The organism is Polaribacter marinaquae (genome assembly GCF_038019025.1).
Lineage (GTDB): Bacteria > Bacteroidota > Bacteroidia > Flavobacteriales > Flavobacteriaceae > Polaribacter > Polaribacter marinaquae.
Window position 1 is genome coordinate 2,016,990 of record NZ_CP150496.1, and the last position, 25,200, is coordinate 2,042,189.

The window sequence follows — 25,200 nt, forward strand, 5'->3', positions numbered from 1 at the left end:
AGAAGTCTAAAAAATGGAAAATAACAAAGACATATTAAAATGGCTAAACAGAGATATTTCTGATGAAGAATTACTGCGTTTAAAAGAAAATGAAGGTTTTGATACTTTAGAAAAAATTGCGCATTACACATCGCAAATAGAAACACCTAAAGTTAATGTAGAAAATGCATTGGCAGACTTAAAATTAAAAACTCAAAACAAAACCAAAAAACAAAAAGTTATTGCTTTTAGTTTTAATAAAGTCTTTAAATACGCGGCAGTTATTGCAGTATTGTTAACAACTAGTTACTTTTTACTTTATAGTAACGATACCAATTATACTACAGAATTTGCAGAAACTAAAACCTTTAATTTACCCGATAATTCAGAAGTTATTTTAAATGCAAATTCTAACGTTTCTTATGTTAAAAAAGAGTGGGAAAATAATAGAAATTTAACCCTAGACGGAGAAGCATTTTTTAAAGTACAAAAAGGTGAGAAATTTACTGTAAATACAGAAATAGGTAATGTTACCGTTCTTGGTACGCAATTTAATGTTAAAGAAAGAGCCAATTATTTCGAAGTAAAAACATACGAAGGTTTGGTAAGCGTAGCTTATAAAGACACACTTGTAAAATTACCTAAAGGAACAATTTTTAAAGTTGTAAACGGTATTATAGATACTAATACTACTTTTGATACAACAGAAAAATCTTGGTTACAAAAAGAATCTAATTTTAAAAGTACACAGTTAAAATTTGTACTTAAAGAAATAGAAAATCAATTTGGTTATACAATTACAACTAACAACATTAATTTAGAAACTTTATATTCTGGTGGCTTTACACATTTAGATATTAATGTTGCATTACAATCGGTAACAATACCGTTGCAGTTGTCTTATAAGATTGATGGTAAAACAATTACGATCTTTACATATGATCAATAAAATAGCTATAATTTTATTAGGTTTTTTACTTACTACAAGTATAAATTATGCTCAGAAATCGTCTTCTAAAGTTGGGCTTTCTTCTTTGCTAATTTCCTTAGAAAAAACATACGATATTAAGTTTTCTTATTCTGATGATGACATCGAAAACATAAAAATTATAGCACCACAAACAGGTATTTCTTTAGAATCTCTTTTAAGTTATCTAAACGATAAAACTTATTTACAATTTAAAACATTAGACAACAAATATGTAACAGTTTCGTTTTTAAATAAAACTATAAATATCTGCGGAAACGTATTAGAAAGTCAAAATCTTATGCCTTTAGCTTTAGCATCTATAAAAGTAAATGGTTATAATTTAGGAACAACATCAAATACAAACGGATCTTTTTATTTGCAAAATGTGCCGGTAAAATCTGTAATAAATATATCATATATCGGTTTTAAAAACTTAGAAATTTCTGCTAAAGAATTATTTCTAAATGCTAATTGTAAACAGCTGTATTTAGAAGAATCTTCAGAAATTTTATCAGAAATTACAATGCAAAAGTTTTTAACTTCTGGCTTGCAAAAAAGTGCCGATGGAAGCACAATTTTAAACACAGAAAAATTCGGAATTTTACCAGGATTAATAGAACCCGATATTTTAAAAACTATTAAAATTTTACCTGGCGTAGAAAGTGTAAACGAAAGTATTTCTAATATAAATGTAAGAGGTGGTACAAACGACCAGAATTTAATGCTTTGGGACGGAATTAAAATGTACCATGCAGGTCATTTTTTTGGTTTAATTTCTGCTTACAATCCGTATTTAACTAAAAAAGTTACGGTTACTAAAAATGGTACAAGTAGTGTTTTTTCCGACGGAGTTTCATCAACAATTAATATGGAAACCTCGAATAGAATAACGAATAAATTTTCTGGCGGTGCAGGTTTTAATTTGATAAGTGCAGATGCTTTTGTACAAATACCAATTAAAGATAATTTAGAATTACATGTTTCTGGTAGAAGATCTTTTACAGATTTTTTAAACACACCAACTTATACCAATTATTTTAATAGAAGTTTTCAAGATAATTCTATTGCTTCTAACAGTGTTAACAACGCAGAATCTAAATTTTTCTTCTACGACTATTCGTTTAAAATTTTATACGATCTTAATTACAATCATGCAATTAGAGCCAACTTTATTCACATAAAAAATAATTTAGATTATCTAGAACAATACACAAACAATAACAATTCTATTGAAGAAAATAGTAATTTAAAACAAGAAAATTTAGGTGCCAGAATTAATTGGGAAGCCAACTGGAACTCTAAATTTACAACCAATCTTTCGGCATTTATTTCTGATTATAGAATCAATTCTTCAGATTATAATAAAGATACAGATCAGTTTCAAACACAATTTAACAATGTTTTAGAAACAGCGGTAAAACTAAATACTGTGTATGAATTTTCTGATTTTTTTTATTTAACAAACGGTTTTGTTTTTAACGAAATAGGCGTTAAAAATACCACAAGTATTAACGCACCAACTTTTTCTAAAACAATAAAAGAAGTGTTGTTAAAAAGTGCTTTTTATTCAGAAATTGAATATAAGAAAAACAATACTTACGCTAGAGTTGGTTTTAGAGCTAATTATTTTGATAAGTTTCAAAAATTTATTTTCGAGCCTAGAATAAACATAAGACAAAAACTAAATGAAACGTATTCTTTAAAGTTAGAAGGAGAGTTTAAAAATCAAACAACAGCTCAAAAAATAGATTTTGAAGATAATTTTTTAGGTATCGAAAAACGTAGATGGATTTTATCTGATAATGATAGAACGCCAATAATAACAAGCAAACAAGCTTCTTTTGGTATTTCTTATACCAAAAATAAATTATACGCAGATATTACAGGTTTTTATAAAGTAGTTAACGGTATTTCTACTGCAAATCAAGGTTTTTACAACAACACTCAGAATTTTAGTTCTATTGGTAATTATAAAACTAAAGGAATTGAATTTTTAATTAACAAACAAACTAATACAATTAGTACTTGGTTAAGTTATACGTTGGCAGAAAACAACTACACATTTGGTGTTTTTAATCCAAAGAAATTTGCAAATAGCTTAGATATTACACACTCTTTAAGTACTGCTTTTAATTATAATTTTACCAAAAATTTAAAAGCATCTATTGGCGGAATTTTACGTTCTGGTAGGCCTTATACAAAACCTGTAGATGGTAACGAAACCTTACAAAATGGCGATAAAACTATTGTAAATTATGATAACCCTAATACAGAAAATTTAGACAATTTTTTTAGAATTGATGTTTCTGGAAGTTATAATTTTACATTTTCTGAAGCTATAAAAGCCACAATTAGACTTGGTTTTACTAACATTACAGATAGAAAAAACACCATAGACTCTTACTATATTGTAGATGAATCGCAAGAAAATAATGTGAGAAGAATAGATAATTACTCGTTGCCTTTTACACCTAATTTAAGTTTTAGAGTACGTTTTTAGTTCTAAATTCTATCCATTCTTATATGCGGAATACCATCTTCTAAGTACTCCTCTCCTACTTTTGTAAAATTATGAGATTCATAAAATTTTTGTAAATATTTTTGAGCAGAAATGGTAATTGTATCGCTTTTAAAATTTTCTTTAATTGCGTTTATAGAAGCTTTCATTAAATTGTGCCCGTAACTATGTTTTCTTTCTAAAGCTGCTACTACTACTCTACCAATGCTAGCATTTTTAAAATAATCACCAGGTTTAAAAATACGCGTGTAAGCAATAATTTTATCATCTTTAAAACCAATTACATGTAAAGATTTTTGATCTTTAAAATCTATATCTTGATACACACAATTTTGTTCTACCACAAAAACTTCCGATCGTAATTGTAAAATTGCATACAATTCGTTTACTGTCAATTTGTTAAAAGATTTTACTTTGATATTCATAATTAATATAAACTACTAGATATTAAAAAAATCACTCAAACTAAATTTTATAGCAGTTTAAGTGATTTTTTTAAAAGATTATCCTGCGCAAGAAATTTTACTTACTCTATTAGCATGTCTACCACCTTCAAATTCTGTAGAAAGAAAAATATCTACAAAACCTATAGCTTGTTGTAAAGAAACAAAACGTGCCGGAATTGTAAGAATATTTGCATCGTTATGTTGTCTTGTTAATGCAACTAACTCATTGTTCCAACACAAAGCAGCTCTTATACCTTGGTGTTTATTTGCTGTCATTTGTGCGCCGTTACCAGAACCGCATAAAATAACTCCTAACGTAGCTTTACCAGTTTCTACTGCTTCTGCCGTTGGATGAATAGCATCTGGATAATCCATAGACGCATTAGAATCTGTACCAAAATTAATAACATTATATCCTTTCTCTTCTAAATGTTTTATAATTTCGAACTTGTATTCTGTACCAGCGTGATCGTTACCAATTGCAATTGTCATAATAAATTGATTTTAATTAAGTTGTGTACTACAAAAATACAGAAACTAACGGTTATCAACAGTTATAAACAATCAAAAAAATAGCTTTTTTAATAACTCTTTAGTTTTTAAGTTTTTAGCATTTTAATAGAATATTAAGAAGTTGCAATGAAAAACTGAAAAGTATTTTTGGTGAATTCAATATTTATTACAATACAGCGAGTAGTTTAACATATGCAACTTTTTTTATGAGTTTTTGATAAAAGTTTATCAACATAAAATTTACAATTTGTTTACATAGAAATACAACATAGTTATTCAGAATATTTAGTTAATACCTGTTTATAACTATTGTTAATAACTCTACTTTTTAATTGATTTTAAAGCTTTTAAACTACTAATAACATGTAAACGTTTTTTAATAACTCAAATATTAAAATAAATATTATAAAATTTATAGTAGCTATTCACACACTATTATAACCATCATAGTTTTTTTAAAATTTTATAAAAGAAAAATAATTATAATATAGAATGTTTATAACTGTGAAAAACTCGAAAAAAAATAAATTGAAATTAGAAAGAGAAAATTTTTGAAAAAAAAATTAAACTGTTTTCTTTTCTGCTTTTAGTAGGTAAGTGGTGTCTTTTTGAATTTCTACGCTTTTTTCTTGCGGATCTATTTTGTTAAGAGATTTGTTTACCGTTATAATGGTTACAAAGATGCCTGCAACAAAAATAATTAGAAATAAGCCGATAATTTTACGTAGATTTTTCATCTTAATTTAAAAGTCTCTTTCTATAAAGACGCTTCTTTTTAAGATTCGTTACAAAAAAATTAAGATTTTTTTAACTTTTATACTTGATAACTAATTAATTACAAAATTAATTGCTTTAGGTATAATGCTAATTTGAAGTTTACCAGAAGTTATCAACTCGCCATCTGCTTGTATAAAAGGTTTAGCATTTATAGGCGTTACCGTAATTTTTAATGTTTTGTAAGTATTTACTTTTTTATGATTTACAATTGCACCAGAGTAAAGTTTAGGTAGATTAATTATTAAATCTAAAAAATTTAAGTTTTTAGCAATTGTTATGTCTAATAAGCCATCTGTAGTATTAACATCTTTTGTAAACTGCATTCCGCCACCAGAGTATTTACAAATTCCGCATACAACCATTAAACATTTTTCTTTTAATTCTTTATTGTTTATAAGTATCTTATATGCACTTTTTTTATAAAAAATTAAACCATAAATACCTGCTAATAAATAAGATAAAGCACCAAATTTTTTAAGATATTTTAGTTTATTAACAATATATCCGTCATAACCAATACCGGCTACATTATTATAATAAATAGTATTTTTATCAGTAGTAATAACACCAATATCTTGTAAAATTGTAGTTTTTTTTGATATAATTTCTAAAGCTTTTTCTATAGAATTAGTTTGTTTGTAGGTTTTAATCCAATCGTTGCCAGTTCCTAAAGGTAATACGCCAATAGTTATATTAGAAGTTTTTACATACCTTTGCAGCATTACTCCGTTTACAACATTATTTAATGTTCCGTCTCCGCCCACAGATATAATGTTTCTATAACCCTTTTTAATAGCGTTTTGTACCAAATCTATTTCGTGTTTAGAAAACTGAGTAAAAGCAAAAGAATAGTCTAAATTCTTGTTTTTAAGTAATTGCTCAATTTTTTTCCAAATTTTAGAAAAATTTTTATTTCCAGAAGCTGGGTTTGCAATTATAAACCAAGAATTAGTATTGATTTTATCAATAGTAGACATAAATAAATTATTATAAACAAGCCAAATTACAAAATAGATTCATAACAGTTTTTTAATGCTTTATTAAACTTATAATTGTAATTTGCAGAGTACGTTAATTTTTATCAAAAAAACAGAAAGAATTAACGCTAAAACAGAAGTATAAATGACAAAAAAAAAGAAAAAAATATATAAAAAGAAAGGTAAAGTCGTAAAAAATTTAACTAAAAATATATTCAGAATTTTAAATGAAGACAGCGATAAGTTTTACAATTACAAACAAATTGCTGCAAAATTAAGTATTGTAGATACCGATGGTAAAAACCAAGTAATTAAAAAGTTGGCAGAATTAGCATCAACAAAAAAAATTGTAGAAGTAGATAGAGGTAAATTTAAAATAAATGCAGATAGAAAATACTCTGTAGGTACTTTAGATATTACATCTAACGGTAATGGTTACTTTGTTACAGAAGATTATGAAGATGATATTTTTATACCAAATGTAAATTTAGGTAAAGGTTTACACAACGATATTGTAAAAGCTTATGTATATAAAAAACGAAGCGGTAAGAAGTTAGAAGCAGATGTTGTAGAAATTTTAGAACGTGCTAAAACAGAATTTGTTGGTGTTTTACAAAAAAGTAAAAACTTTGGTTTTGTGTTACCAGACAGTAATAAAATGTATGCCGATATTTTTATTTCTGAAAACAAAATGAATGGTGCCGAACACGGAGATAAAGTACAAGCTACAATTTCTGATTGGCCACAAAACTCTAAAAATCCGTTTGGTAAAATAACCAAAGTACTAGGTAAACCAGGAGATCATAATACAGAAATGCATTCTATTTTACTAGAATATGATTTACCATACGAGTTTCCAGAAGAAGTAGAAAAAGATGCAGAAAGTTTACCGTTAGAAATTACTGAAGAAGAAATTTCTAAACGTAGAGATATGCGTAAAGATTTAACGTTTACCATAGATCCTAAAGATGCAAAAGATTTTGATGATGCTTTGTCTTTTGTAAAATTAGAAAATGGTAATTACGAAGTTGGAATTCATATAGCAGATGTTTCGCATTATTTACAACCAAAAACTATTTTAGATGATGAGGCTTATGACAGAGCAACATCTGTTTATTTGGTAGATAGAGTAGTACCAATGTTACCAGAAATGTTAAGTAATGGTGTTTGTTCTTTAAGACCACACGAAGAAAAATTAACGTTTTCTGCAGTTTTTGAAATTAATCAAAAAGCGCAAGTAGTAGGAGAGTGGTTTGGTAGAACTGTAACATATTCAGACCAACGTTTTGCTTATGAAGAAGCACAATCTATTATAGAAAATTGCGAATTATCTGATGATGTACAACCTTATACAATGCCATTAGAAACTTCTATCATAGACAAAGAATACGAAGTTACACCAGAAATTGTAGAAGCAACTTTACAGCTAGATAAATTAGCAAAAGTATTGCGTAAAAAGAGAATGAAACAAGGTGCAATTTCTTTTGATAGAGTAGAAGTGAAGTTTAATTTAGATGAAGAAGCAAATCCAGTTGGTGTTTTCTTTAAAAAATCTAAAGATGCTAATAAATTAATTGAAGAATTTATGTTATTAGCTAACAGAAAAGTAGCAGAATTTATTGGTCGTAAAAAAGGAAAACCTTCTAACGATACTTTTATTTACAGAGTTCATGATGAGCCAGATTTAGAAAAATTAGCCTCTTTACAAAACATCATTAGTAAATTTGGTTACAAGATAAATACAGAAACTAAAGAAAGTACATCTGCAACTTTAAATCAGTTATTAAATGATGTAAATGGTAAAGCAGAATCTAATATGATAGAAACTTTGGCAATCAGATCGATGTCTAAAGCAGTTTATACCACACAAAATATTGGTCATTATGGTTTAGCTTTCGATTATTACAGCCACTTTACATCGCCTATAAGACGTTATCCTGATGTAATGACACATAGATTACTGCAACATTATTTAGATGGCGGAAAATCGCCAAAAGCAGAATTGTACGAAGAAAAATGTAAACATTCTTCTAAAAGAGAAGAATTAGCATCAAAAGCAGAAAGAGATTCTATAAAATACATGCAGGTAAAATACATGCAAGATCACAAAGATGAAGTTTTTGATGGTGTAATTACAGGTGTAACAGAATGGGGTATTTATGTAGAAATTTCTACTAATAAATGCGAAGGAATGGTAAGAATTAGAGATATAAAAAGCGATTATTATATTTTTGATGAAAAACAATATGCTATTGTTGGGCAATCTACAAAAAACATGTATCAATTAGGTGATGATGTAAAAGTACAAGTTAAAAAAACAGATTTAGAGCGTAAACATTTAGATTTTAATTTAATTGAAGATTACTTATAATGATTTTAACAACTACAAACAACATAGAAAATTTTAAAATAGTAGATTATTTAGGTATTGTAACGGGTACAGCTTACGATTCTAGTTATTCTGCTAACGGATCTAAACTATCTTTTAAAGATATGTTTAGTATGTCTAAATATTACGAAAAATATAGTTTAGCATTAGAAGGTATTAAAGAAAAAGCATTTCAGAATTTAAAAAACAATGCGACAAAGTTAGGTGCAAATGCAGTTGTTGGTATACAATTAGATGTAGAACCGCTTGCAAACTCGTCTACATTATTGGTTTCTATCACTGGTACAGCTGTTAAAGTAAAATAAACACGTATAGATTTATAATATTTTTAATAATTTTCCTTTATTATAATGGTATAATTGTTGTTTTATATTAAATATCAAACTTATAAAAATGAAAAATTTAATCTTAGTATGTGCTTTTATTGTTGGTTTATCAACATACGCACAAAATACAATTAAACAAGATCTAGGAGACTTTAACACGCTTAAAGTATATAATGGTATAGAATTAGAATTGATTAAAGCTTCTAACCAAAAAATAGAAATTACAGGTGAGAAGGCAAATCTTGTAAAAATCAAAAATGTAAATAATACATTAAAACTTTCTTTACCTTTTTCTTTAAAACCATCAGATAATTCTGCAGAAGGTAAAATACTTATTAAATTATATTACAATAAAAATATAGATTTAATTGATGTAAATGAAGGTGCAACTATTACTAGTAAAGATTTTAACCAAGATAAAGTATCTTTAAATGCACAAGAAAGAGGTTTTATTAACTTAACTACAAAAACAAAGTATTTAAGTATTAGAGCAACTTCTGGCGGTATTATTAAAGTTTCTGGTGCATCTAAAAACCAAGAAGTAGATTTAGATTTGTATGGTATTTACCATGGTTTTAATTTAAAATCTACAGGTAATTCTAATGTTAAAGCTGGTACAGGTGCAAAAGCAGAAATAAATGCTGGCGAAACTTTAAATGCTAAAGTAAGTTTTGGTGGTACAATATTTTATAAAGGAAACCCAGAAGTTGTAAAAGACAAAAAGGTTATTGGTGGTATTATCGAGAAAAGAAATTAATACAGAAACAGATTAGATTGCTTTAACAACCTTTTTTGTATCTTTGTAACTTATAAAATTATATAATGATGAATAATTTATCTATTTTTTTTGGATTTGTTAGCGGACCTCAAATTGCAATTATACTTGTAGTTGTTTTATTATTATTTGGTGGAAAAAAAATACCAGAATTAATGAAAGGTTTAGGTAGCGGAATTAAGGAATTTAAAAACGCTTCTAAAGAAGAAAATCCAGAAGAAAAACTAGAAGAAAAAAAGTAGATATTAATCACTTTTTTAACAAAATAAGAAAGCTCAATTTGTATAAATACAAGTTGAGCTTTTTAGTTATCAAATTAAAATATTCCCCCAAATATTTAATCTAAATTTCTTCGAGACAAATATAGTTATCATTATAATATCTTTAACTTATTTGTTGTAAAAAGGAAGATTTATTGGGTTTTTGGGATAAATGGGAACGTTTAACTAATTAATCTTAATAATGATTGCTTAGAAAAACTTCTAGATACAGGTATATCTATTTCAATAACCTTAGATTTTAATAAATAACCTCTTGCATTTCCAGAAATATCTGTAATATAATTGGTGTTTACAATATAACTTTTATGACATCTAATAATAGTAGGATATTTTTCTAATTTTGCAATAATTTTTGCAAGTGTAACTCGTAATATTTTCTCATTAATTTTGTCATCTTTTTTAATAAAAAAACTTGCATAATTTCCTTGCGAAGTTACATACACTAAATTGTCGATACAAAAACTAATTTTCTCTTTACCATTTTCTGATGTTATACTAACTTCTTTAGTTAATTTTTCTGTGTTATTTAGTTCTTGTACTTTTTTTAATTCTCTAATTTCTTTAACCTTTTTTTCTCTTCGTAATCTTATATTTTTTTCATTTAGAAATACAAAAAATGTTAAGGGTATAAGGCTAACTAAAAAAGTATATGATAAGAATTGTAAAAGGTTTATTTTTCTTAGGTTATAGGGTTCTTTATAAATTTCACCAAAATACCATAAAGCAACTCCTATAAAGGTTACACCAACAAACATTAATAATAAATTTCTGCCTATAGTCCAATTATCTTCACTAAAATAATCTTTAAAAATAAGTGCTGGTAAGTATAAAATTAAAAAAGTGGCAACAAAAGCTGTAATACCAATACCTATGGTATATGGTAATATAATTTCATCAAATTCGTGTAGATAAAAAGGTCTAAAAATATATAAAAAAAGAAAAATAAATAAACCATGATAAATACTTATCTTTAACTTATACAGAGGTTTAGGATTAAAATAATACGGTTTATTTAACCATGAAAAAATAGCTTTCATTAAAATTTTTTAGTAAAAATAAAAAAAATTAATAAAAAAAGACAGTAATTTATATTACTGTCTTTTTAGTTTTGTTATCGAGAACAATTAATTATTCTTCTAATTTTTTAGTTTTAGCATTTTTCATTGCTTCGCCAATTTGGTTACTTGCTGTAAAACTTGCAACCATATCGTTTAGCATTTGGCTACCTGCTTGTGGCGAGTTTGGTAATAAAATTAAATTACTATTTGTTTCTTGTCCTATAGATTGTAAAGTATCATAATGTTGTGTTACAACAATTAAAGCAGATGCTTCTTGCGAGTTGATACCAACTTTGTTTAAAACTTCTACAGATTCTTCTAAACCACGTGCAATTTCTCTTCTTTGGTCTGCAATACCTTGTCCTTGTAAACGCTTGCTTTCTGCTTCTGCTTTAGCTCTTTCTACAATTAAAATACGTTGTGCATCTCCTTCAAATTGTGCTGCTGTTTTTTCTCTATCTGCAGCGTTAATTCTATTCATGGCAGCTTTTACTTGGGCATCTGGATCTATATCTGTTACTAAAGTTTTAATAATATCATAACCATAATCTGTCATGTATTCTTGTAATTCTCTTTTTACTGCAATTGCAATATCATCTTTTTTAACAAAAACGTCATCTAATTTCATTTTTGGTACTTCTGCTCTTACAACATCAAAAACAAAAGAAGTAATTTGATCGTGAGGATAATCTAATTTATAAAACGCATCATAAACTTTATCTCTTATAACTTTGTATTGTACAGAAACTTTTAATTTTACAAATACATCATCTAAAGTTTTTGTTTCTATAATTACATCTAACTGCTGAATTTTTAAACTTAACTTACCAGAAACTTTATCTATTAAAGGTATTTTAAATTGAAGACCAGATTGTCTTATGCTTTGAAATTTTCCGAAACGTTCTATAATAGCTGCGCTTTGCTGTTTTACAATAAAAAATGATGCAAAAATTATTAATCCGATTATAACAATAAAAATAATAAATGGTGGTGATATCATAACAAGGTTTTTAATAGTTAATAAATAGTTGAATTGTAAATATACTTCTTTTAAGCATTTAATTATTTGACGCAGATTTGTTTATAATGTTACATTTTAAAATAAAAAAAACCTCTCGAAATTAACGAGAGGCTTTTTATTTAGTTGTAATAATTATAATTTTTCTATGGCGTTTTTAAGTCTTAATAAAGTTTCTTCTTTACCAATCATAGCAATAATATCAAACAAATGTGGGCCAGCTAATTTACCAACCAAACTTAATCTTAATGGTTGCATAACTTTACCAAAACCAACTTCTTTCGCAGTTATCCATTCTTTTATTTCTTTTTCTGTATTTTCTGATGAAAAATCTTCGATTGATGAAATTACGGTAATTAATTCATTCATTAAATCAGCAGTTCCTTCTTTCCAGTTTTTCTTAGAAGCTTTGGCATCGTATTCTGTTGGTGTTTCAAAAAAGAAATTAGATAAATCCCAAAAATCATTTACAAAAACAGCTCTTTCTTTAATAGCAGAAACAACTTTTAAAACGTATTCTTTGTCTTTTGTGATTCCCTTATCTGCTAAAATTGGTAAAAATAGTTCTGTTAATTCAGTATCAGACTTTGTTTGCATGTATTGCTGATTGAACCACTTTGTTTTATCTGGACTAAATTTAGCACCAGATTTACTAACTCTTTTTAAATCGAAAGCTGCAATTAATTCTTCTAAAGAGAAGATTTCTTGTTCTGTACCAGGATTCCATCCTAAGAAAGCTAACATGTTTATAAAAGCATCATTAAAATATCCATCTTCTTTATAACCACGTGAAACATCACCAGTTTTTTCGTTGGTATATTCTAACGGAAATACAGGAAATCCTAATTTATCACCGTCTCTTTTACTTAATTTACCTTTACCAACTGGTTTTAAAATTAATGGTAAATGAGCAAATTTTGGTGCTTCCCAGCCAAATGCTTTATATAATAAAACGTGCAATGGCATAGACGGTAACCATTCTTCCCCTCTAATTACATGCGTAATTTCCATTAAATGATCATCAACAATATTTGCTAAATGATAAGTTGGCATACCATCTCCTTTAAATAAAATTTTATCATCTAAAGTATTGGTATCAATTTTAATATTTCCACGAATTTCGTCTTCCATTCTTAAAAGTTCGTCTTGCGGTGTTTTAAAACGGATTACATAATTTTCGCCAGCATTTATTTTTGCTTGCACTTCATCATCAGTTAATACCAAAGAATTTACCAATTTGCCTTTTTCTCTATTATGCCAATTGTAAATAAACGTTTTTCCTTCTGCTTCGTGTCCTTTTCTATGTGCATCTAATTGTTCTGATGTATCAAAAGCATAATAAGCCCAACCAGTTTTTATTAAAATATCTGCGTATTCTTTATAAAGATTTTTACGTTCAGATTGTCTGTATGGTCCAAATTTTTCATTTTTATTTGGTCCTTCATCAAAAGGAATATTACACCATTCTAAAGCGTCTATAATATATTGTTCGGCATTTGCAACGTAACGAGTTTGGTCTGTATCTTCTATACGTAATACAAAAGTACCGTTGTATTTTTTTGCAAATAAATAATTATATAAAGCTGTTCTTACACCACCAATATGTAAAGGTCCTGTAGGACTTGGTGCAAAACGCACACGAACATTAGATTCCATTTTTTTCTGTTTTTTAATGCTGCAAAGATAGTTTTTAAAAGAGAAAATAGAAATTAGAGACCAAAAAAAAGACTTTAGAATATTATTTTCTAAAGTCTGTATTATTTAATAATATTTTGGCTTAAAATGTATTAAAAATTCCGATTGAAAAAGCTGTTTTTTTAGGAACGTTATTACCAAAAAAAGCATTACCAAAACTTGTTGTAATACCTAAATTACACAACTGTAAAATTCCTTTTAATCCGTAAGCACCATATTCTTGATCTGTTACATACAAACCATTTCTTGGTGTTAATGTTTGCGGATTAATTTCACCTGGTTTGTATACACCATTATCTAAATTCTTTACAATATCTACAAAGCCAATTAACCAAATATTTTTTGATATTTTACCACCAAATTCTCCACCAATTTTAAAATTGTTACTGTAATCGTTTGTTCTTATATCTGCACCAATTTGTGTTTGTAAAAATGTTTTACCAAAACTTTTACCAATTAGCAATTGAGGTGTAAAGGTAAAAGCATCGTAGCCAGTTCTAATTTTTGTATTTTCATCAAAAGAACTTGTATTTAATTCTGTAACCAATTGCCCAGAAATAACCCAATTTTTATTATAAAATTGATGTTTTAAACCCAAAGATATATTACCAAAAGCAGTTTTAGAACCAGAATCTAAGCTAGATATTAAATTGTTAGTATCTTCTGTTTTTATAGATTTTAAAGGGATATTAAAAACAAATGCTGTTTTATTTGTTAACCCATATTCACCGTAAATTTGATACGTTTTATCTGTAATATTTTTCTCGGTTTTATAATATGGATCGCCAAATAATTCGTTGTAATTTGCTATTGAAGTGTAAGATAAATTTAGAAACAAATCTTTCTTTTCTTTTGTCCACGGACTTTGAGAAAATGCTGATAAACTTGCTATAAAAAATACTATTTTAAGGCTATTTTTCATGATCTTTTTTTTATTTAAATTTAGTTGCAAACTTTTTTAAAAACTTACAAAAAGCTTTTAACATTTAATTTCATTGTAAATCCTATCAAAAATACTATTTTTATTAGTTGATTATGAGCGCATTTAAAATAATTGAGCAAAAGCTACATCAGTTTACAAGAAAATATTACGTAAACGAATTAATTAAAGGAGTAATTTTATTTCTTTCTTTAGGATGTTTATATTTCTTTTTTACTCTTTTTTTAGAGTATTTTTTATGGTTAAAACCAACGGCAAGAACATTTTTGTTTTGGCTTTTTATTTTAGTAGAATTATTTCTATTAATTAAGTTTATTGCTATTCCAATTTTTAAATTATTTGGTCTACGAAAAGGGATTTCTTTAAAAGAATCATCAGCAATAATTGGCAATCATTTTCCGGATGTAAAAGATAAATTGTTAAATGTAATTCAGTTACAAGAATCGTCTTTACAATCAGAATTATTATTGGCAAGTATCAATCAAAAATCTAATGATTTACAACCGATTCCTTTTGTTAAAGCAATTGATTTTACTCAGAATAAAAAGTATTTAAAATATGCTATTTTCCCTATTTTAATTTTTGTAACTATCTTATTTACAGATAATAAACAAATTTTTTCTGAAAGTTTAGATAGAGTTGTAAACCATAGAACTGCATATACGCCGCCAGCACCATTTTATTTTGATATTACCAATACTTCTTTAAAAGTAATTCAAGGAAATTCTATTACAATAGATGTAAAAACGATTGGTGAAGTTTATCCATCCGAAGTAAAAATTCATTTTAATAACGAGCAATATTTTCTTAACAATAACAATAATGGTACTTTTTCTTACACTTTTTCTGATGTTTTAAATCCTGTTGATTTCTATTTAGAATCCAACGGAGTTTTATCGAATAATTATAAAATAGACATTGTAAAAACTCCAGTTATTAACAATATAAGTTTAGAATTAAAATATCCTTTTTACACAGGCAAAAAAAATGAAGTTATAAATAATTCTGGTAATTTAATTGTACCAGAAGGCACAAAGATTAATTGGTTAGTTACTGCAGTAAATACTAACCAAGTTTTTTTTATCAATAATAACAAAAGGGAAAAATTTAAAAACGAAGGACAAGATAATTTTACATTTTCTAAAAGAATAAGAAATACTGTTAATTATGAAATTTCTTCTTCTAATGCTAATTTACAAGATTATGAAAATTTACAGTTTTCTGTAAATGTTATAAAAGATGAATTACCAGAAATTGAAGTGAAAACAAATATCGATTCCATTTCTAGAGGTACTGCTTTTTTTGCTGGTCAGATTTCTGACGATTATGGTTTAAAGAAATTGCAATTAATTTATTATGATGAAAATAATCCTGAAGCGATTAAAACAGATCAACTAAAAATTTCTAGTACAAATGTTCAAACTTTTTTTTATGAATTTCCAAATAATTTAAACTTACAAAAAGGTATCAATTATGAATTATTTTTTGAAGTTTTTGATAATGATGCTGTAAACGGAAGTAAGAAAGCGCGTACTAAAGTTTTTAAATATCGTCAAAAAACAAATGATGAAGTAGAAGAGGAGCTTTTGCAAGAACAACGTAATACAATTAATAGTTTAGAAAACTCTATTCAGAAACAACAAAAGCAACAGAAAGACTTAGATCAAATAAAAGAACAACTTCAGAATAAGAAAAAGTTAGGTTGGAATGATAAAAAGAAGGTTGAGAGTTTTATAAAAAGACAAGAACAATATAAAAATATGATGCAACGTCAAACTGATATGTTGCAAGAAAATTTAGATGAAAAGAAAGAACAATCTGAAGATTTACAGAATAAAAAAGAAGAATTAAAAAAGCGCATCGAAGAATTAAAGAAAACCGATAAGCAACAAAAACTCTTAGATGAAATTGCAAAACTTGCAGAAAAGTTAAACAAAGAAGACTTGGTTAAAAAGGCTAAACAATTAGCACAACAAAATAAACAACAACAAAGAAGTTTAGAACGTATGTTAGAATTAACAAAGCGTTTTTACGTTGAGCAAAAAACCATGCAAATTGCTAATAAGTTAGATCAATTATCAAAAAAACAGGAAGATTTAGTAAAGCAAGATTCATTAGATTTAAATTCCCAAAAACAAATTAACAAAGAGTTTAACGAATTAAAACAAGAATTAGATGAATTGGCTAAGGATAATGAAAAATTAAAAGAGCCAATGGAACTGCCAGATGTTGAAGATGAAAAAGAGGCTATAGATTCAACTTTAAAAAAGTCTGAAGAAGATATCCAAAAAAAAGATCAAAAATCTGCTAAAGATTCTCAGAAAAAAAGTGCTGCTAAGATGAAAGAAATGAGTTCTAAAATGCAGCAAGCGATGATGGAGATGGAAGGAGAATCCATAGAAGAAAATATGGATGATCTTCGTAAAATTTTAGAAAACTTAGTCACTTTTTCTTTCAAACAAGAAAATTTAATGAATAAGTTTAGTGAAATTTCTACCACACATCCAGATTTTGGTAAAGACTTAAAAAAGCAAAATGACATAAGAACTTATTTTGAACATATAGATGATAGTTTATATGTGCTTTCTATGCGTCTTCCTAAAATTTCGGCTAAAATACAAGACGACTTATCATCTGCACATTATAATTTAGAACAGTCTTTAGAAAATTTTTCAGAAAATAGGTTTAACAACGGTGTTTCTAATCAACGTTATGTCATGACAGCTACAAATAATTTAGCAGATTACTTAAGTAATATGTTAAATAGTATGAAAAATGCTTCAATGAAAATGGGTAAAGGAAAAGGAAAGGGTAAAGGTAATGGATTCAGTTTACCTGATATCATTAAAAAACAGGGTGAACTTTCAGAGAAGATGCAGCAAGGAATGAAAAAAGGATCGAAACCCGGAGAAAGTAAAATGGGTGGTAAAGAAGGTAAGAAACCAGGAAATCAAAAAGGAGAAAAAGGTCAATCTGGAAAAGATAGTAAAGACGGTAAAGACGGAAAAGGAAATAAAAAAGGTAATGGTGAAGGAAATAGTGAGGGTGGAAATGGAAAAAATAATGGACAAGGTAATTCTGATAACTATGATTTAGATGGAGAACTTTATGAAATTTATAAAGAACAAACCCAACTTAGACAACAGCTTCAAGATGCTATAAAAGAATCTGGTGAATCAGGTTCTGGAAACAATTCTAATGCAAAAAAGGTTTTAAAAACCATGGAGCAGTTAGAAAACGAAATATTAGAAAAAGGTTTTAATGCCGGTACAGTTCAGAAAATGCAGCGCCTCAATTACGAATTATTAAAATTAGATAAAGCAGCTTTAGAACAAGGAAAAGATAGTAAGCGTAAATCCAATACTAATAATTTACTTAATAAACGTAATACTATTAAAGCTTTAGAATTTAAAAAGCAGTTTTACAATCAAATAGAAATATTAAACAGACAATCATTACCTTTGCAACAAAATTATAAATTAAAGGTTAGAGAATTTTTTTCTCTACCTAAGAATAAAGCAAAATGATTACGTTTAATTACGAAACCAATTTTAAATTAGATAATGAGAGTTCAACAGAAAATTGGATTCAAACTATTATTGATAAACATAACTGTGAGTTAGGTGAAATTAATTATATTTTTTGTGATGATAATTATCTTCATAAATTAAATGTTCAATTTTTACAACACGATACACTTACAGATATTATTAGTTTCGACAATTCACTTGGTAAACTTATAAATGGTGATATATATATTTCTATTGAAAGGGTAGAGGATAATGCCAAAGATTTTAAAGTTTCATTTACTGAAGAATTGCATAGAGTAATTATTCACGGCGTTTTACATTACATTGGTTTTAAAGATAAAACAGAAGCTGATCAAAATGAGATGACTTTACAAGAAAACCTTGCTTTAAAAGAGTTAAAATATTAAAAATCAATAAGTTAATTTACACGTTTCACGTGGAACTATAAAAAATGAGTTTATTTTCAACAATATTTGATGTTATAGTAGTTGGTGGTGGTCACGCTGGTAGTGAAGCAGCAGCAGCGAGTGCAAATATGGGTGCACATACATTGTTAATTACAATGAATTTGCAAAATATTGCGCAAATGAGTTGTAATCCTGCAATGGGTGGAATTGCAAAAGGACAGATAGTAAGAGAGATTGATGCGTTAGGTGGTTATAGCGGAATTGTGACTGATAAAACAGCAATACAATTTAAAATGCTTAATAAATCTAAAGGACCTGCAATGTGGAGTCCAAGAGCACAATCTGATAGAATGCAATTTGCAGAATGTTGGAGAACGATGCTAGAGCAAACAGATAATTTAGATTTTTATCAAGATTCTGTAAATGGTTTATTGTTTGATGGTGATAAAATTGTTGGTGTAAAAACTGCTTTAGGTTTAGAGATAAAATCTAAAACTGTTATTGTTACAGCAGGTACTTTTTTAAACGGATTGATTCATATTGGTGATAAAAGTTTTGGTGGTGGTAGAGCAGGTGAAGGTGCGTCAAAAGGAATTACAGAAGATTTAGTTGCGAAAGGTTTTGAATCTGGAAGAATGAAAACTGGAACTCCGCCAAGAGTTGATGGAAGATCTTTAGATTATTCTAAAATGTTAGAACAACCTGGTGATGAAATTACAGAAAAGTTTTCTTATTTACCAACCACAAAAGCATTACAAAAACAACGTTCTTGTTGGTTGACGTATACAAATCTTGATGTTCATGATTTACTTCGTGAAGGTTTTGATCGTTCGCCAATGTTTAATGGTAGAATACAATCTACGGGCCCGAGATATTGTCCTTCTATAGAAGATAAAATAGATCGTTTTGCAACCAAAGATAGACATCAAATTTTTGTTGAACCAGAAGGTTGGTCTACGGTAGAAATGTATGTAAATGGTTTTTCTACTTCTTTGCCAGAAGATATTCAAGATAAAGCAATACGTTCTATAGATGGTTTTGAAAACGTAAAGTTTTTAAGATATGGTTATGCGATAGAGTATGATTATTTTCCGCCTACACAATTAACACATACTTTAGAAACAAAGTTAATAGAGAACTTATATTTTGCTGGTCAAATTAACGGAACAACTGGTTATGAAGAAGCTGCTTCGCAAGGTCTAATGGCTGGTGTAAATGCTGCTTTAAAAGTACAAGATAAAGAACCTTTTATTTTAAAAAGGAATGAAGCTTATATTGGTGTTTTAATTGATGATTTAATCACTAAGGGTACAGAAGAACCATATAGAATGTTTACTTCTCGTGCAGAATATAGAACTTTGTTAAGACAAGATAATGCAGATCTAAGATTAACACCAAGAGGTTTTGAAATTGGTTTAGCATCTAAAGAACGTATGGATCGTGTTTTAGAAAAGCAAGAAAAGACAGAAATGTTGATTCAGTTTTTGCATAAAACTAGTGTAAAACAAGAAGAGGTAAATCCTATTTTAGAGGCTAAAAATTTAGCATTAGTGAATCAATCTATGAAATTGTTTAAAATTGCTGCAAGACCTCAATTGTCTTTTGATGATTTTAAATCTATAAAAAAATTAAATGATTTTATAATTGAAAATAACATTCAACAAGATGTGATAGAGCAAGCTGAAATTCATTTAAAATATTCGGGATATATTGATAAAGAAAAGAACAATGCAGATAAATTAAATAGGTTAGAAAATGTTGTAATACCTTCTAATTTTAAATATGAAAAAGTAAAATCTCTTTCTTTTGAAGCTAGAGAAAAATTAAATAAAATTAAACCAGTATCTATTTCGCAAGCAAGTAGAATTAGCGGTGTATCACCTAGTGATATTTCTGTGCTTTTGGTTTATATGGGAAGATAAAAAAAAGAAAAATTGCAAATGTTCCTCGTGGAACAAATTTAAAAATTGAGTAATATGGAGAATGAAAAAGAACTCTATACAAATTTAATCCCTCTTTTAAATTGTAAAGATTATACTGTTTCTGGTGATACTTTTGAAGTAATGCAGAACCAAGATTATGAAATGCTGGTTACGTCTCCTGTGCCAGCAGATTTAGAAAACTACTATAAAAGTGAAAACTACATTTCACATACAGATAGTAAAAAATCACTGTTCGATAAAGTTTATCAAAAAGTAAAAAACCATACTTTAAAACAAAAGTTAAGTTTACTTAATTCTTTTAAAACAGAAACTAAATCTGTTTTAGATGTTGGTGCAGGAACCGGAGATTTTTTAAAAGTTTGTAAAAATAATAGTTGGGAAACTTTTGGAGTAGAACCAAGTTTAGATGCTAAAAAAATTGCAGAAACTAAAGGTATCTTTTTAGAAAGTGATTTGTTTGAAATTTCAAATAAGAAATTTGATGTTATTACTCTTTGGCATGTTTTAGAACATGTAGAGAGTTTAAAGAAAACTATTAAAACTTTAAAAAAATTATTAAAGCCAAATGGTAGGGTAGTGGTTGCTGTACCTAATTATAAAAGTTACGATGCAAAGTATTATAAAGAATATTGGGCTGCTTATGATGTACCAAGACATCTTTGGCATTTTAGTCAATGTTCTATTCATAAATTATTTTCTGAAGTAGAAATGATAGTAGAAAATACTTTACCTATGAAATTTGATAGTTATTATGTTTCATTATTAAGCGAAAAATACAAATCAGGTAAATCGAAACCTTTAAAAGCAAGTTACGTTGGTTTTGTATCAAATTTTAAAGCAAGATCAACTTCTGAGTATTCCTCACTGATTTATGTTCTTAAAAACTACTAAAAACAGATTTTTAAAGGTTTTAATTGTGTTTTTATTACGAAAACGTATAAATACTATCTAATAATTAAAAAAGGTCTTAAAACGCATGTTTTAAGACCTTTTTTAATAGTTTTTAATTATTTTAAATTTATATTTAATAGTTTTTAATTATTTAGAAGATAAACACCAATTACTGTTAAGATAAAATAGACGGTTAAAGACATCGCTCCTGCATAATCTTTTGCAAGACGTTGACCAACTAATAAAAAAAGTAAAGTAATCGCAGAGAGCTCAATTCCTAACAAAGCAATTTCTTTGGCTTCTGATGTGTAAATTTCATAAACTCCAATAATCATTAATATTGATGCGAAAATTTCTAAAACTAAAACTACAGCAAGTAAAACCGGAACGTAATTTTTTAATGGAGAGTTTTTAAAATGATCTTTTATAAATGCAATATTTCCTTTCCAGTCTGTTATTTTATCTATGCTAGATTGTACATAAGTAATTATTAAAAAGAAAAGAATTAAAATTTCTGCAGGATAATTAGATAATAATTTCATGTTTTTATTTTCCGAATAATCGTTTAAAAAATCCTTTTGTTTTAGTTGTAGCTTCTTCTATTCCTTCTTTAGCATCTTCTGCTAAATCTGCTAAATTTTCTACTGCATCACTGGCTTTTTCAGAGACATCTTCTAAAACTTCTTTGGCATCATCTGTATATTCATCTAACTTCTCTTTTACTTTGTCAATATTTTCTTCAGAAAAAGTTTCATTCATTTTTTCTTTTACTGTTTCAAAAGCTTCTTTAGATTCTTCTTTTAACTCTGTTGCTTTATCTTTTACCTCCTTTTTAAGCTCTTTTGCTTGTTGTTTTATATTTTCTAAAGCATTTTTATCAGTGTTTTTTACACTTTTATTTGGTGTTAAATCTTTATTCATTTTTATTAATTATATGATTATCAGTGTTCTATTTATTTAAAAGCTTCATCTACTGGCTCCCAAAGTTCTATTTTATTGTTTTCGTTGTCTAAAATCCATCCAAATTTACCATATTCAAATTCCTGAATTTCACCAACAACAGTTACACCTTCTTCTTTTAGTTGTGCTAATAATTCAACTAAATTTTCTACCCTATAATTAAACATAAAGTCTTTTTTAGAAGGTTCAAAATAATCTGTATCGCTGCTAAAAGGACTCCATTGTGTGGTAGCGTCTTTACCGTCTTTATCTTTCCACCAAAAAGTAGCACCCCAATCGTCTGTATTAAAACCTAAATGTTTTTGATACCAATCTTTTGCATTTTGTGGATTATCAGATTTAAAAAATACACCACCAATTCCTATTACTTTTCCTTTTTTCATCTATTTGTTATTAATTGAAGATTCATACAAAGAAATCCAATCTTCTACAGTTACTTTTTTACACAATGCTGCAATTAACTCAAACGGAATTTCTTCTATTTTTTTGAATCGGATACAACTTTTACCCATATCTAATTTTCTTTTGCAATGTTTTGGATATTCATTTACAAACCAATTCTTCAATTTTTCATTTGCATAAATACCGCTATGATATAAATTTATAGAGTTTTTTTGTGATGCAAAACTCATAAAAGGCAATGGTTCTTTTGGATTGCAATGATAACCGTTTGGATAAATTGAATGTGGTACATAAAAGCTAATAAAATTGTATTGCATACCTTCTTCAAATCCTTTTGGTAGATTTTCTTTGATAATTTTACGCAGTTTTTTAAGCGTTTCTTGTCGCTCTTTCGGAACCTGATTTATATAATCTTCTGGTGAATTTGCCTTGTATTGCATTTGTATAAATTTAGTGCTAACAAGTTAACAAAATTTAGATTTAATTTTATTTACAATAGTTTGAGCTAACCTTTCTTTGCTTTCAATTGTCCATCCGGCAACATGTGGCGATAAGATAACTCTATCAGAATTTATTAAATATTCGAAAGCTTCTGGCATTTTATTATCTGAAAATAGGTTTTCGAAAGATGATTTTTCGTATTCTAAAACATCCAAACCTGCGCCTAAAATTTTACCAAATTTTAGAGCTTCAACCAAATCTTTAGTAACTACAGATGTTCCACGTGCGGTATTTATCAGCCAAAAATTCTTTTTAAAATTATTGATAAACGCTGCATTGATCATATTTTTAGTTAAAGGTGTTTGTGGTGTATGTAAACTTAAAACATCTGCTTTTTCTTGCAATTCTTTTAAAGAAACTTGCTTGCAGTTTTTGTCGCCAACATTTGGTTTTAAATCATAACAAAATACTTCTACATCAAAACCGCGTAATTTTTTTGCAAAAGATTTTCCCATGTTACCATAACCAATTAAACCTACTGTTCTACCGTCTAATTCTATGCCTCTATTATCTTCTCGAAGCCATTTACCATTTCTAACCTCTTTATCGGCTTTATTTAGCTTGTTAAACAAAGAAAGCAGCATTGCTAAAGAATGTTCGCCTACAGCGTTTCTATTGCCTTCTGGTGCAGCAATTAGAGTTATTCCTTTGCTTTCGGCATAATCGCAATCTATATTTTCTAAACCAGCGCCAACTCTACCAATAAATTTTAAATTTTTGGCTTTATCTAAGAATGCTTTATCAATAGAAAAACGACTTCTAATGATAAAACCATCATACAAATGAATTTTTTCTTCTACAGTTTTTTTCGAAGAAGTATAATCTTCATCATTAGTAAAACCTAAAGCATTTAATTGATTTATTAACAATGGATGGTTAGAATCTAAATGTAAAATTTTCATGTTTTTTACTTTAATTTATTGGATAAAAATAAAGGCAGAAATCTAAAAAATGTCTCTAGATTTCTGCCTTTATATAAAATTATAAGTTTTAATTTTTATTAGTATTGTTCTTTTTCGCTTGGGAAATCTCCGCTTTTAACATCAGAAATATAATTCTCGAAAGCGCCTGTCATGTCTTTGTATAAATCTAAATATCTACGTAAAAAACGAGGGTTAAATTCATGTGTCATTCCAATCATATCATGCGTAACCAAAACTTGTCCGTCTACGCCGTTACCAGCACCAATACCAATTACCGGAATTGTTAATGCATCTGCTACTTTTTTAGCTAAAGAAGCCGGTACTTTTTCTAGAACCAATGCAAAACAACCAATTCTCTCTAACATTAATGCATCTTCCATTAATTTTTCTGCTTCTTCTTCTTCTTTTGCTCTTACGGTATACGTACCAAATTTATAGATAGATTGTGGTGTTAAACCCAAGTGACCCATTACCGGAATACCGGCATTTAATATTCTTTTTATAGATTCTTTAACCTCTTTACCACCTTCTAATTTTATAGAATGTCCGCCAGATTCTTTCATAATTCTAATAGCAGAACGCAGTGCTTCTTTTGGGTCAGATTGATAACTACCAAAAGGTAAATCTACCACAACCAAACAACGTTCTATTGCTCTAACTACAGAACTTGCATGATAAATCATTTGATCTAAAGTAATTGGCAATGTTGTTTCGTGACCCGCCATAACGTTAGATGCAGAATCTCCTACAAGTAAAACATCGATTCCAGAACCATCTAAAATTTTTGCCATTGTAAAATCGTAAGCAGTTAACATGGATATTTTTTCTCCATTTGCTTTCATTTCTACCAAAGATTTTACGGTAACACGTTTATATTGCTTCTTAGCTACAGACATATTTTTATCATTTTATTAGGTTGTAAAAGTAAGGAATATCAATAGATATTTTGGTATTTAAAATTCTAGGGATAAAAAATTATTA

Annotated in this window: 24 protein-coding genes; 10 read left to right on the plus strand and 14 right to left on the minus strand. The window is 27.7% G+C overall.

The features are described from left to right. Nucleotides 1–13: 13 nt before the first annotated feature. Both WG950_RS09160 and WG950_RS09165 read left to right on the plus strand, forming a co-directional pair. Nucleotides 14–928 (plus strand): FecR family protein, encoded by a 915-nt coding sequence (locus WG950_RS09160; RefSeq protein WP_340931839.1) that lies wholly within the window; start codon nucleotides 14–16, stop codon nucleotides 926–928. Beyond that, nucleotides 918–3,449: a TonB-dependent receptor gene (locus WG950_RS09165; protein WP_340931840.1), complete on the plus strand. Its 2,532-nt coding sequence runs from the start codon at nucleotides 918–920 to the stop codon at nucleotides 3,447–3,449. Before WG950_RS09160 ends, WG950_RS09165 begins: the two co-directional genes overlap by 11 nt. Before the next feature lie 2 nt (nucleotides 3,450–3,451). Here WG950_RS09165 and WG950_RS09170 read toward each other — a convergent pair whose 3' ends face one another. From WG950_RS09170 to WG950_RS09185, 4 genes are all read right to left on the minus strand, one after another. Continuing rightward, nucleotides 3,452–3,892: a GNAT family N-acetyltransferase gene (locus WG950_RS09170; protein WP_340931841.1), complete on the minus strand. Its 441-nt coding sequence runs from the start codon at nucleotides 3,890–3,892 to the stop codon at nucleotides 3,452–3,454. Nucleotides 3,893–3,970: 78 nt separating this feature from the next. Beyond that, nucleotides 3,971–4,405 carry a ribose 5-phosphate isomerase B gene (gene rpiB, locus WG950_RS09175; RefSeq protein ID WP_077810667.1) on the minus strand — a complete coding sequence of 145 codons (435 nt, stop codon included), beginning with the start codon at nucleotides 4,403–4,405 and terminating at the stop codon, nucleotides 3,971–3,973. Nucleotides 4,406–4,989: 584 nt separating this feature from the next. Beyond that, nucleotides 4,990–5,163 carry a hypothetical protein gene (locus WG950_RS09180; RefSeq protein ID WP_172830869.1) on the minus strand — a complete coding sequence of 58 codons (174 nt, stop codon included), beginning with the start codon at nucleotides 5,161–5,163 and terminating at the stop codon, nucleotides 4,990–4,992. Between the two features lie 90 nt (nucleotides 5,164–5,253). Then, nucleotides 5,254–6,180, minus strand: coding sequence for a diacylglycerol kinase family protein (locus WG950_RS09185; protein ID WP_340931842.1), 927 nt, complete (start codon nucleotides 6,178–6,180; stop codon nucleotides 5,254–5,256). A gap of 145 nt (nucleotides 6,181–6,325) precedes the next feature. Here WG950_RS09185 and rnr point away from each other — a divergent pair, with 145 nt between their 5' ends. The 4 genes from rnr to WG950_RS09205 all read left to right on the plus strand — a co-directional run bounded on the left by rnr (nucleotide 6,326) and on the right by WG950_RS09205 (nucleotide 9,912). Then, nucleotides 6,326–8,551 carry a ribonuclease R gene (rnr, locus tag WG950_RS09190; protein WP_340931843.1) on the plus strand — a complete coding sequence of 742 codons (2,226 nt, stop codon included), beginning with the start codon at nucleotides 6,326–6,328 and terminating at the stop codon, nucleotides 8,549–8,551. Continuing rightward, the gene (locus tag WG950_RS09195; protein ID WP_340931845.1) at nucleotides 8,551–8,874 is read left to right on the plus strand and encodes a YbjQ family protein; all 324 of its coding nucleotides are present in this window, start codon (nucleotides 8,551–8,553) and stop codon (nucleotides 8,872–8,874) included. The genes rnr and WG950_RS09195 overlap by 1 nt, the downstream gene beginning before the upstream one ends. Before the next feature lie 88 nt (nucleotides 8,875–8,962). Continuing rightward, nucleotides 8,963–9,652 (plus strand): head GIN domain-containing protein, encoded by a 690-nt coding sequence (locus WG950_RS09200; RefSeq protein WP_340931846.1) that lies wholly within the window; start codon nucleotides 8,963–8,965, stop codon nucleotides 9,650–9,652. A gap of 68 nt (nucleotides 9,653–9,720) precedes the next feature. Continuing rightward, a complete protein-coding gene (locus WG950_RS09205) occupies nucleotides 9,721–9,912 on the plus strand; it encodes a Sec-independent protein translocase subunit TatA/TatB (protein ID WP_077810662.1) in 192 nt (63 codons plus the stop codon). A 200-nt stretch (nucleotides 9,913–10,112) separates the two neighbouring features. Here the strand turns inward: WG950_RS09205 and WG950_RS09210 are convergent, their stop codons facing one another. The 4 genes from WG950_RS09210 to WG950_RS09225 form a co-directional block, all read right to left on the minus strand. Next, complete coding sequence (locus WG950_RS09210; RefSeq protein WP_340931848.1) at nucleotides 10,113–10,988, minus strand: LytTR family DNA-binding domain-containing protein; 876 nt, start codon at nucleotides 10,986–10,988, stop codon at nucleotides 10,113–10,115. A gap of 91 nt (nucleotides 10,989–11,079) precedes the next feature. After that, a complete protein-coding gene (locus WG950_RS09215; protein WP_340931850.1) occupies nucleotides 11,080–12,009 on the minus strand; it encodes an SPFH domain-containing protein in 930 nt (309 codons plus the stop codon). Nucleotides 12,010–12,162: 153 nt separating this feature from the next. After that, nucleotides 12,163–13,683 (minus strand): glutamate--tRNA ligase, encoded by a 1,521-nt coding sequence (gene gltX, locus WG950_RS09220; protein WP_340931851.1) that lies wholly within the window; start codon nucleotides 13,681–13,683, stop codon nucleotides 12,163–12,165. Between the two features lie 121 nt (nucleotides 13,684–13,804). After that, nucleotides 13,805–14,644: a hypothetical protein gene (locus WG950_RS09225; RefSeq protein WP_340931853.1), complete on the minus strand. Its 840-nt coding sequence runs from the start codon at nucleotides 14,642–14,644 to the stop codon at nucleotides 13,805–13,807. A gap of 113 nt (nucleotides 14,645–14,757) precedes the next feature. On the opposite strand from WG950_RS09225, the gene WG950_RS09230 reads away from it, so the two are divergent. Genes WG950_RS09230 through WG950_RS09245 form a run of 4 tightly spaced genes read left to right on the plus strand, consistent with a single transcriptional unit; the run spans nucleotide 14,758 to nucleotide 21,433 of the window. Further along, nucleotides 14,758–18,189, plus strand: coding sequence for a DUF4175 family protein (locus WG950_RS09230; protein ID WP_340931855.1), 3,432 nt, complete (start codon nucleotides 14,758–14,760; stop codon nucleotides 18,187–18,189). Then, the gene (gene ybeY / locus WG950_RS09235; RefSeq protein ID WP_340931857.1) at nucleotides 18,186–18,599 is read left to right on the plus strand and encodes an rRNA maturation RNase YbeY; all 414 of its coding nucleotides are present in this window, start codon (nucleotides 18,186–18,188) and stop codon (nucleotides 18,597–18,599) included. Before WG950_RS09230 ends, ybeY begins: the two co-directional genes overlap by 4 nt. Nucleotides 18,600–18,643: 44 nt before the next feature. Further along, nucleotides 18,644–20,521 carry a tRNA uridine-5-carboxymethylaminomethyl(34) synthesis enzyme MnmG gene (gene mnmG, locus WG950_RS09240; protein ID WP_340931858.1) on the plus strand — a complete coding sequence of 626 codons (1,878 nt, stop codon included), beginning with the start codon at nucleotides 18,644–18,646 and terminating at the stop codon, nucleotides 20,519–20,521. Nucleotides 20,522–20,575: 54 nt separating this feature from the next. Next, complete coding sequence (locus WG950_RS09245; protein WP_340931859.1) at nucleotides 20,576–21,433, plus strand: class I SAM-dependent methyltransferase; 858 nt, start codon at nucleotides 20,576–20,578, stop codon at nucleotides 21,431–21,433. A gap of 143 nt (nucleotides 21,434–21,576) precedes the next feature. Here WG950_RS09245 and WG950_RS09250 read toward each other — a convergent pair whose 3' ends face one another. The 6 genes from WG950_RS09250 to panB form a co-directional block, all read right to left on the minus strand. Beyond that, the gene (locus WG950_RS09250) at nucleotides 21,577–21,975 is read right to left on the minus strand and encodes a DoxX family protein (protein ID WP_340931861.1); all 399 of its coding nucleotides are present in this window, start codon (nucleotides 21,973–21,975) and stop codon (nucleotides 21,577–21,579) included. A gap of 4 nt (nucleotides 21,976–21,979) precedes the next feature. Next, nucleotides 21,980–22,354: a hypothetical protein gene (locus tag WG950_RS09255; RefSeq protein ID WP_340931862.1), complete on the minus strand. Its 375-nt coding sequence runs from the start codon at nucleotides 22,352–22,354 to the stop codon at nucleotides 21,980–21,982. A gap of 32 nt (nucleotides 22,355–22,386) precedes the next feature. Continuing rightward, nucleotides 22,387–22,776, minus strand: a complete 390-nt coding sequence (locus tag WG950_RS09260) for a VOC family protein (protein WP_340931864.1) — start codon at nucleotides 22,774–22,776, stop codon at nucleotides 22,387–22,389. Continuing rightward, on the minus strand, nucleotides 22,777–23,235 hold the full coding sequence (locus WG950_RS09265; protein WP_340931865.1) for a DUF1801 domain-containing protein: 459 nt from the start codon (nucleotides 23,233–23,235) through the stop codon (nucleotides 22,777–22,779). Between the two features lie 24 nt (nucleotides 23,236–23,259). Next, a complete protein-coding gene (locus tag WG950_RS09270; RefSeq protein ID WP_340931866.1) occupies nucleotides 23,260–24,198 on the minus strand; it encodes a 2-hydroxyacid dehydrogenase in 939 nt (312 codons plus the stop codon). A gap of 98 nt (nucleotides 24,199–24,296) precedes the next feature. Beyond that, nucleotides 24,297–25,115 carry a 3-methyl-2-oxobutanoate hydroxymethyltransferase gene (gene panB, locus WG950_RS09275; RefSeq protein ID WP_079737769.1) on the minus strand — a complete coding sequence of 273 codons (819 nt, stop codon included), beginning with the start codon at nucleotides 25,113–25,115 and terminating at the stop codon, nucleotides 24,297–24,299. Nucleotides 25,116–25,200 lie beyond the last annotated feature (85 nt).

Bases quoted from the DNA above. Each gene is read 5' to 3' on its own strand.
- WG950_RS09185 (WP_340931842.1), bottom strand. From the start codon at position 6,180: ATGTCTACTATTGATAAAATCAATACTAATTCTTGGTTTATAATTGCA.
- WG950_RS09200 (WP_340931846.1), top strand. From the start codon at position 8,963: ATGAAAAATTTAATCTTAGTATGTGCTTTTATTGTTGGTTTATCAACA.
- WG950_RS09180 (WP_172830869.1), bottom strand. From the start codon at position 5,163: ATGAAAAATCTACGTAAAATTATCGGCTTATTTCTAATTATTTTTGTT.
- rpiB (WP_077810667.1), bottom strand. From the start codon at position 4,405: ATGACAATTGCAATTGGTAACGATCACGCTGGTACAGAATACAAGTTC.
- mnmG (WP_340931858.1), top strand. From the start codon at position 18,644: ATGAGTTTATTTTCAACAATATTTGATGTTATAGTAGTTGGTGGTGGT.
- WG950_RS09270 (WP_340931866.1), bottom strand. From the start codon at position 24,198: ATGAAAATTTTACATTTAGATTCTAACCATCCATTGTTAATAAATCAA.
- panB (WP_079737769.1), bottom strand. From the start codon at position 25,115: ATGTCTGTAGCTAAGAAGCAATATAAACGTGTTACCGTAAAATCTTTG.
- WG950_RS09225 (WP_340931853.1), bottom strand. From the start codon at position 14,644: ATGAAAAATAGCCTTAAAATAGTATTTTTTATAGCAAGTTTATCAGCA.
- WG950_RS09170 (WP_340931841.1), bottom strand. From the start codon at position 3,892: ATGAATATCAAAGTAAAATCTTTTAACAAATTGACAGTAAACGAATTG.
- rnr (WP_340931843.1), top strand. From the start codon at position 6,326: ATGACAAAAAAAAAGAAAAAAATATATAAAAAGAAAGGTAAAGTCGTA.
- WG950_RS09255 (WP_340931862.1), bottom strand. From the start codon at position 22,354: ATGAATAAAGATTTAACACCAAATAAAAGTGTAAAAAACACTGATAAA.
- WG950_RS09260 (WP_340931864.1), bottom strand. From the start codon at position 22,776: ATGAAAAAAGGAAAAGTAATAGGAATTGGTGGTGTATTTTTTAAATCT.
- gltX (WP_340931851.1), bottom strand. From the start codon at position 13,683: ATGGAATCTAATGTTCGTGTGCGTTTTGCACCAAGTCCTACAGGACCT.
- WG950_RS09210 (WP_340931848.1), bottom strand. From the start codon at position 10,988: ATGAAAGCTATTTTTTCATGGTTAAATAAACCGTATTATTTTAATCCT.
- WG950_RS09265 (WP_340931865.1), bottom strand. From the start codon at position 23,235: ATGCAATACAAGGCAAATTCACCAGAAGATTATATAAATCAGGTTCCG.
- WG950_RS09165 (WP_340931840.1), top strand. From the start codon at position 918: ATGATCAATAAAATAGCTATAATTTTATTAGGTTTTTTACTTACTACA.
- WG950_RS09230 (WP_340931855.1), top strand. From the start codon at position 14,758: ATGAGCGCATTTAAAATAATTGAGCAAAAGCTACATCAGTTTACAAGA.
- WG950_RS09215 (WP_340931850.1), bottom strand. From the start codon at position 12,009: ATGATATCACCACCATTTATTATTTTTATTGTTATAATCGGATTAATA.
- WG950_RS09195 (WP_340931845.1), top strand. From the start codon at position 8,551: ATGATTTTAACAACTACAAACAACATAGAAAATTTTAAAATAGTAGAT.
- ybeY (WP_340931857.1), top strand. From the start codon at position 18,186: ATGATTACGTTTAATTACGAAACCAATTTTAAATTAGATAATGAGAGT.
- WG950_RS09160 (WP_340931839.1), top strand. From the start codon at position 14: ATGGAAAATAACAAAGACATATTAAAATGGCTAAACAGAGATATTTCT.
- WG950_RS09245 (WP_340931859.1), top strand. From the start codon at position 20,576: ATGGAGAATGAAAAAGAACTCTATACAAATTTAATCCCTCTTTTAAAT.
- WG950_RS09250 (WP_340931861.1), bottom strand. From the start codon at position 21,975: ATGAAATTATTATCTAATTATCCTGCAGAAATTTTAATTCTTTTCTTT.
- WG950_RS09205 (WP_077810662.1), top strand. From the start codon at position 9,721: ATGAATAATTTATCTATTTTTTTTGGATTTGTTAGCGGACCTCAAATT.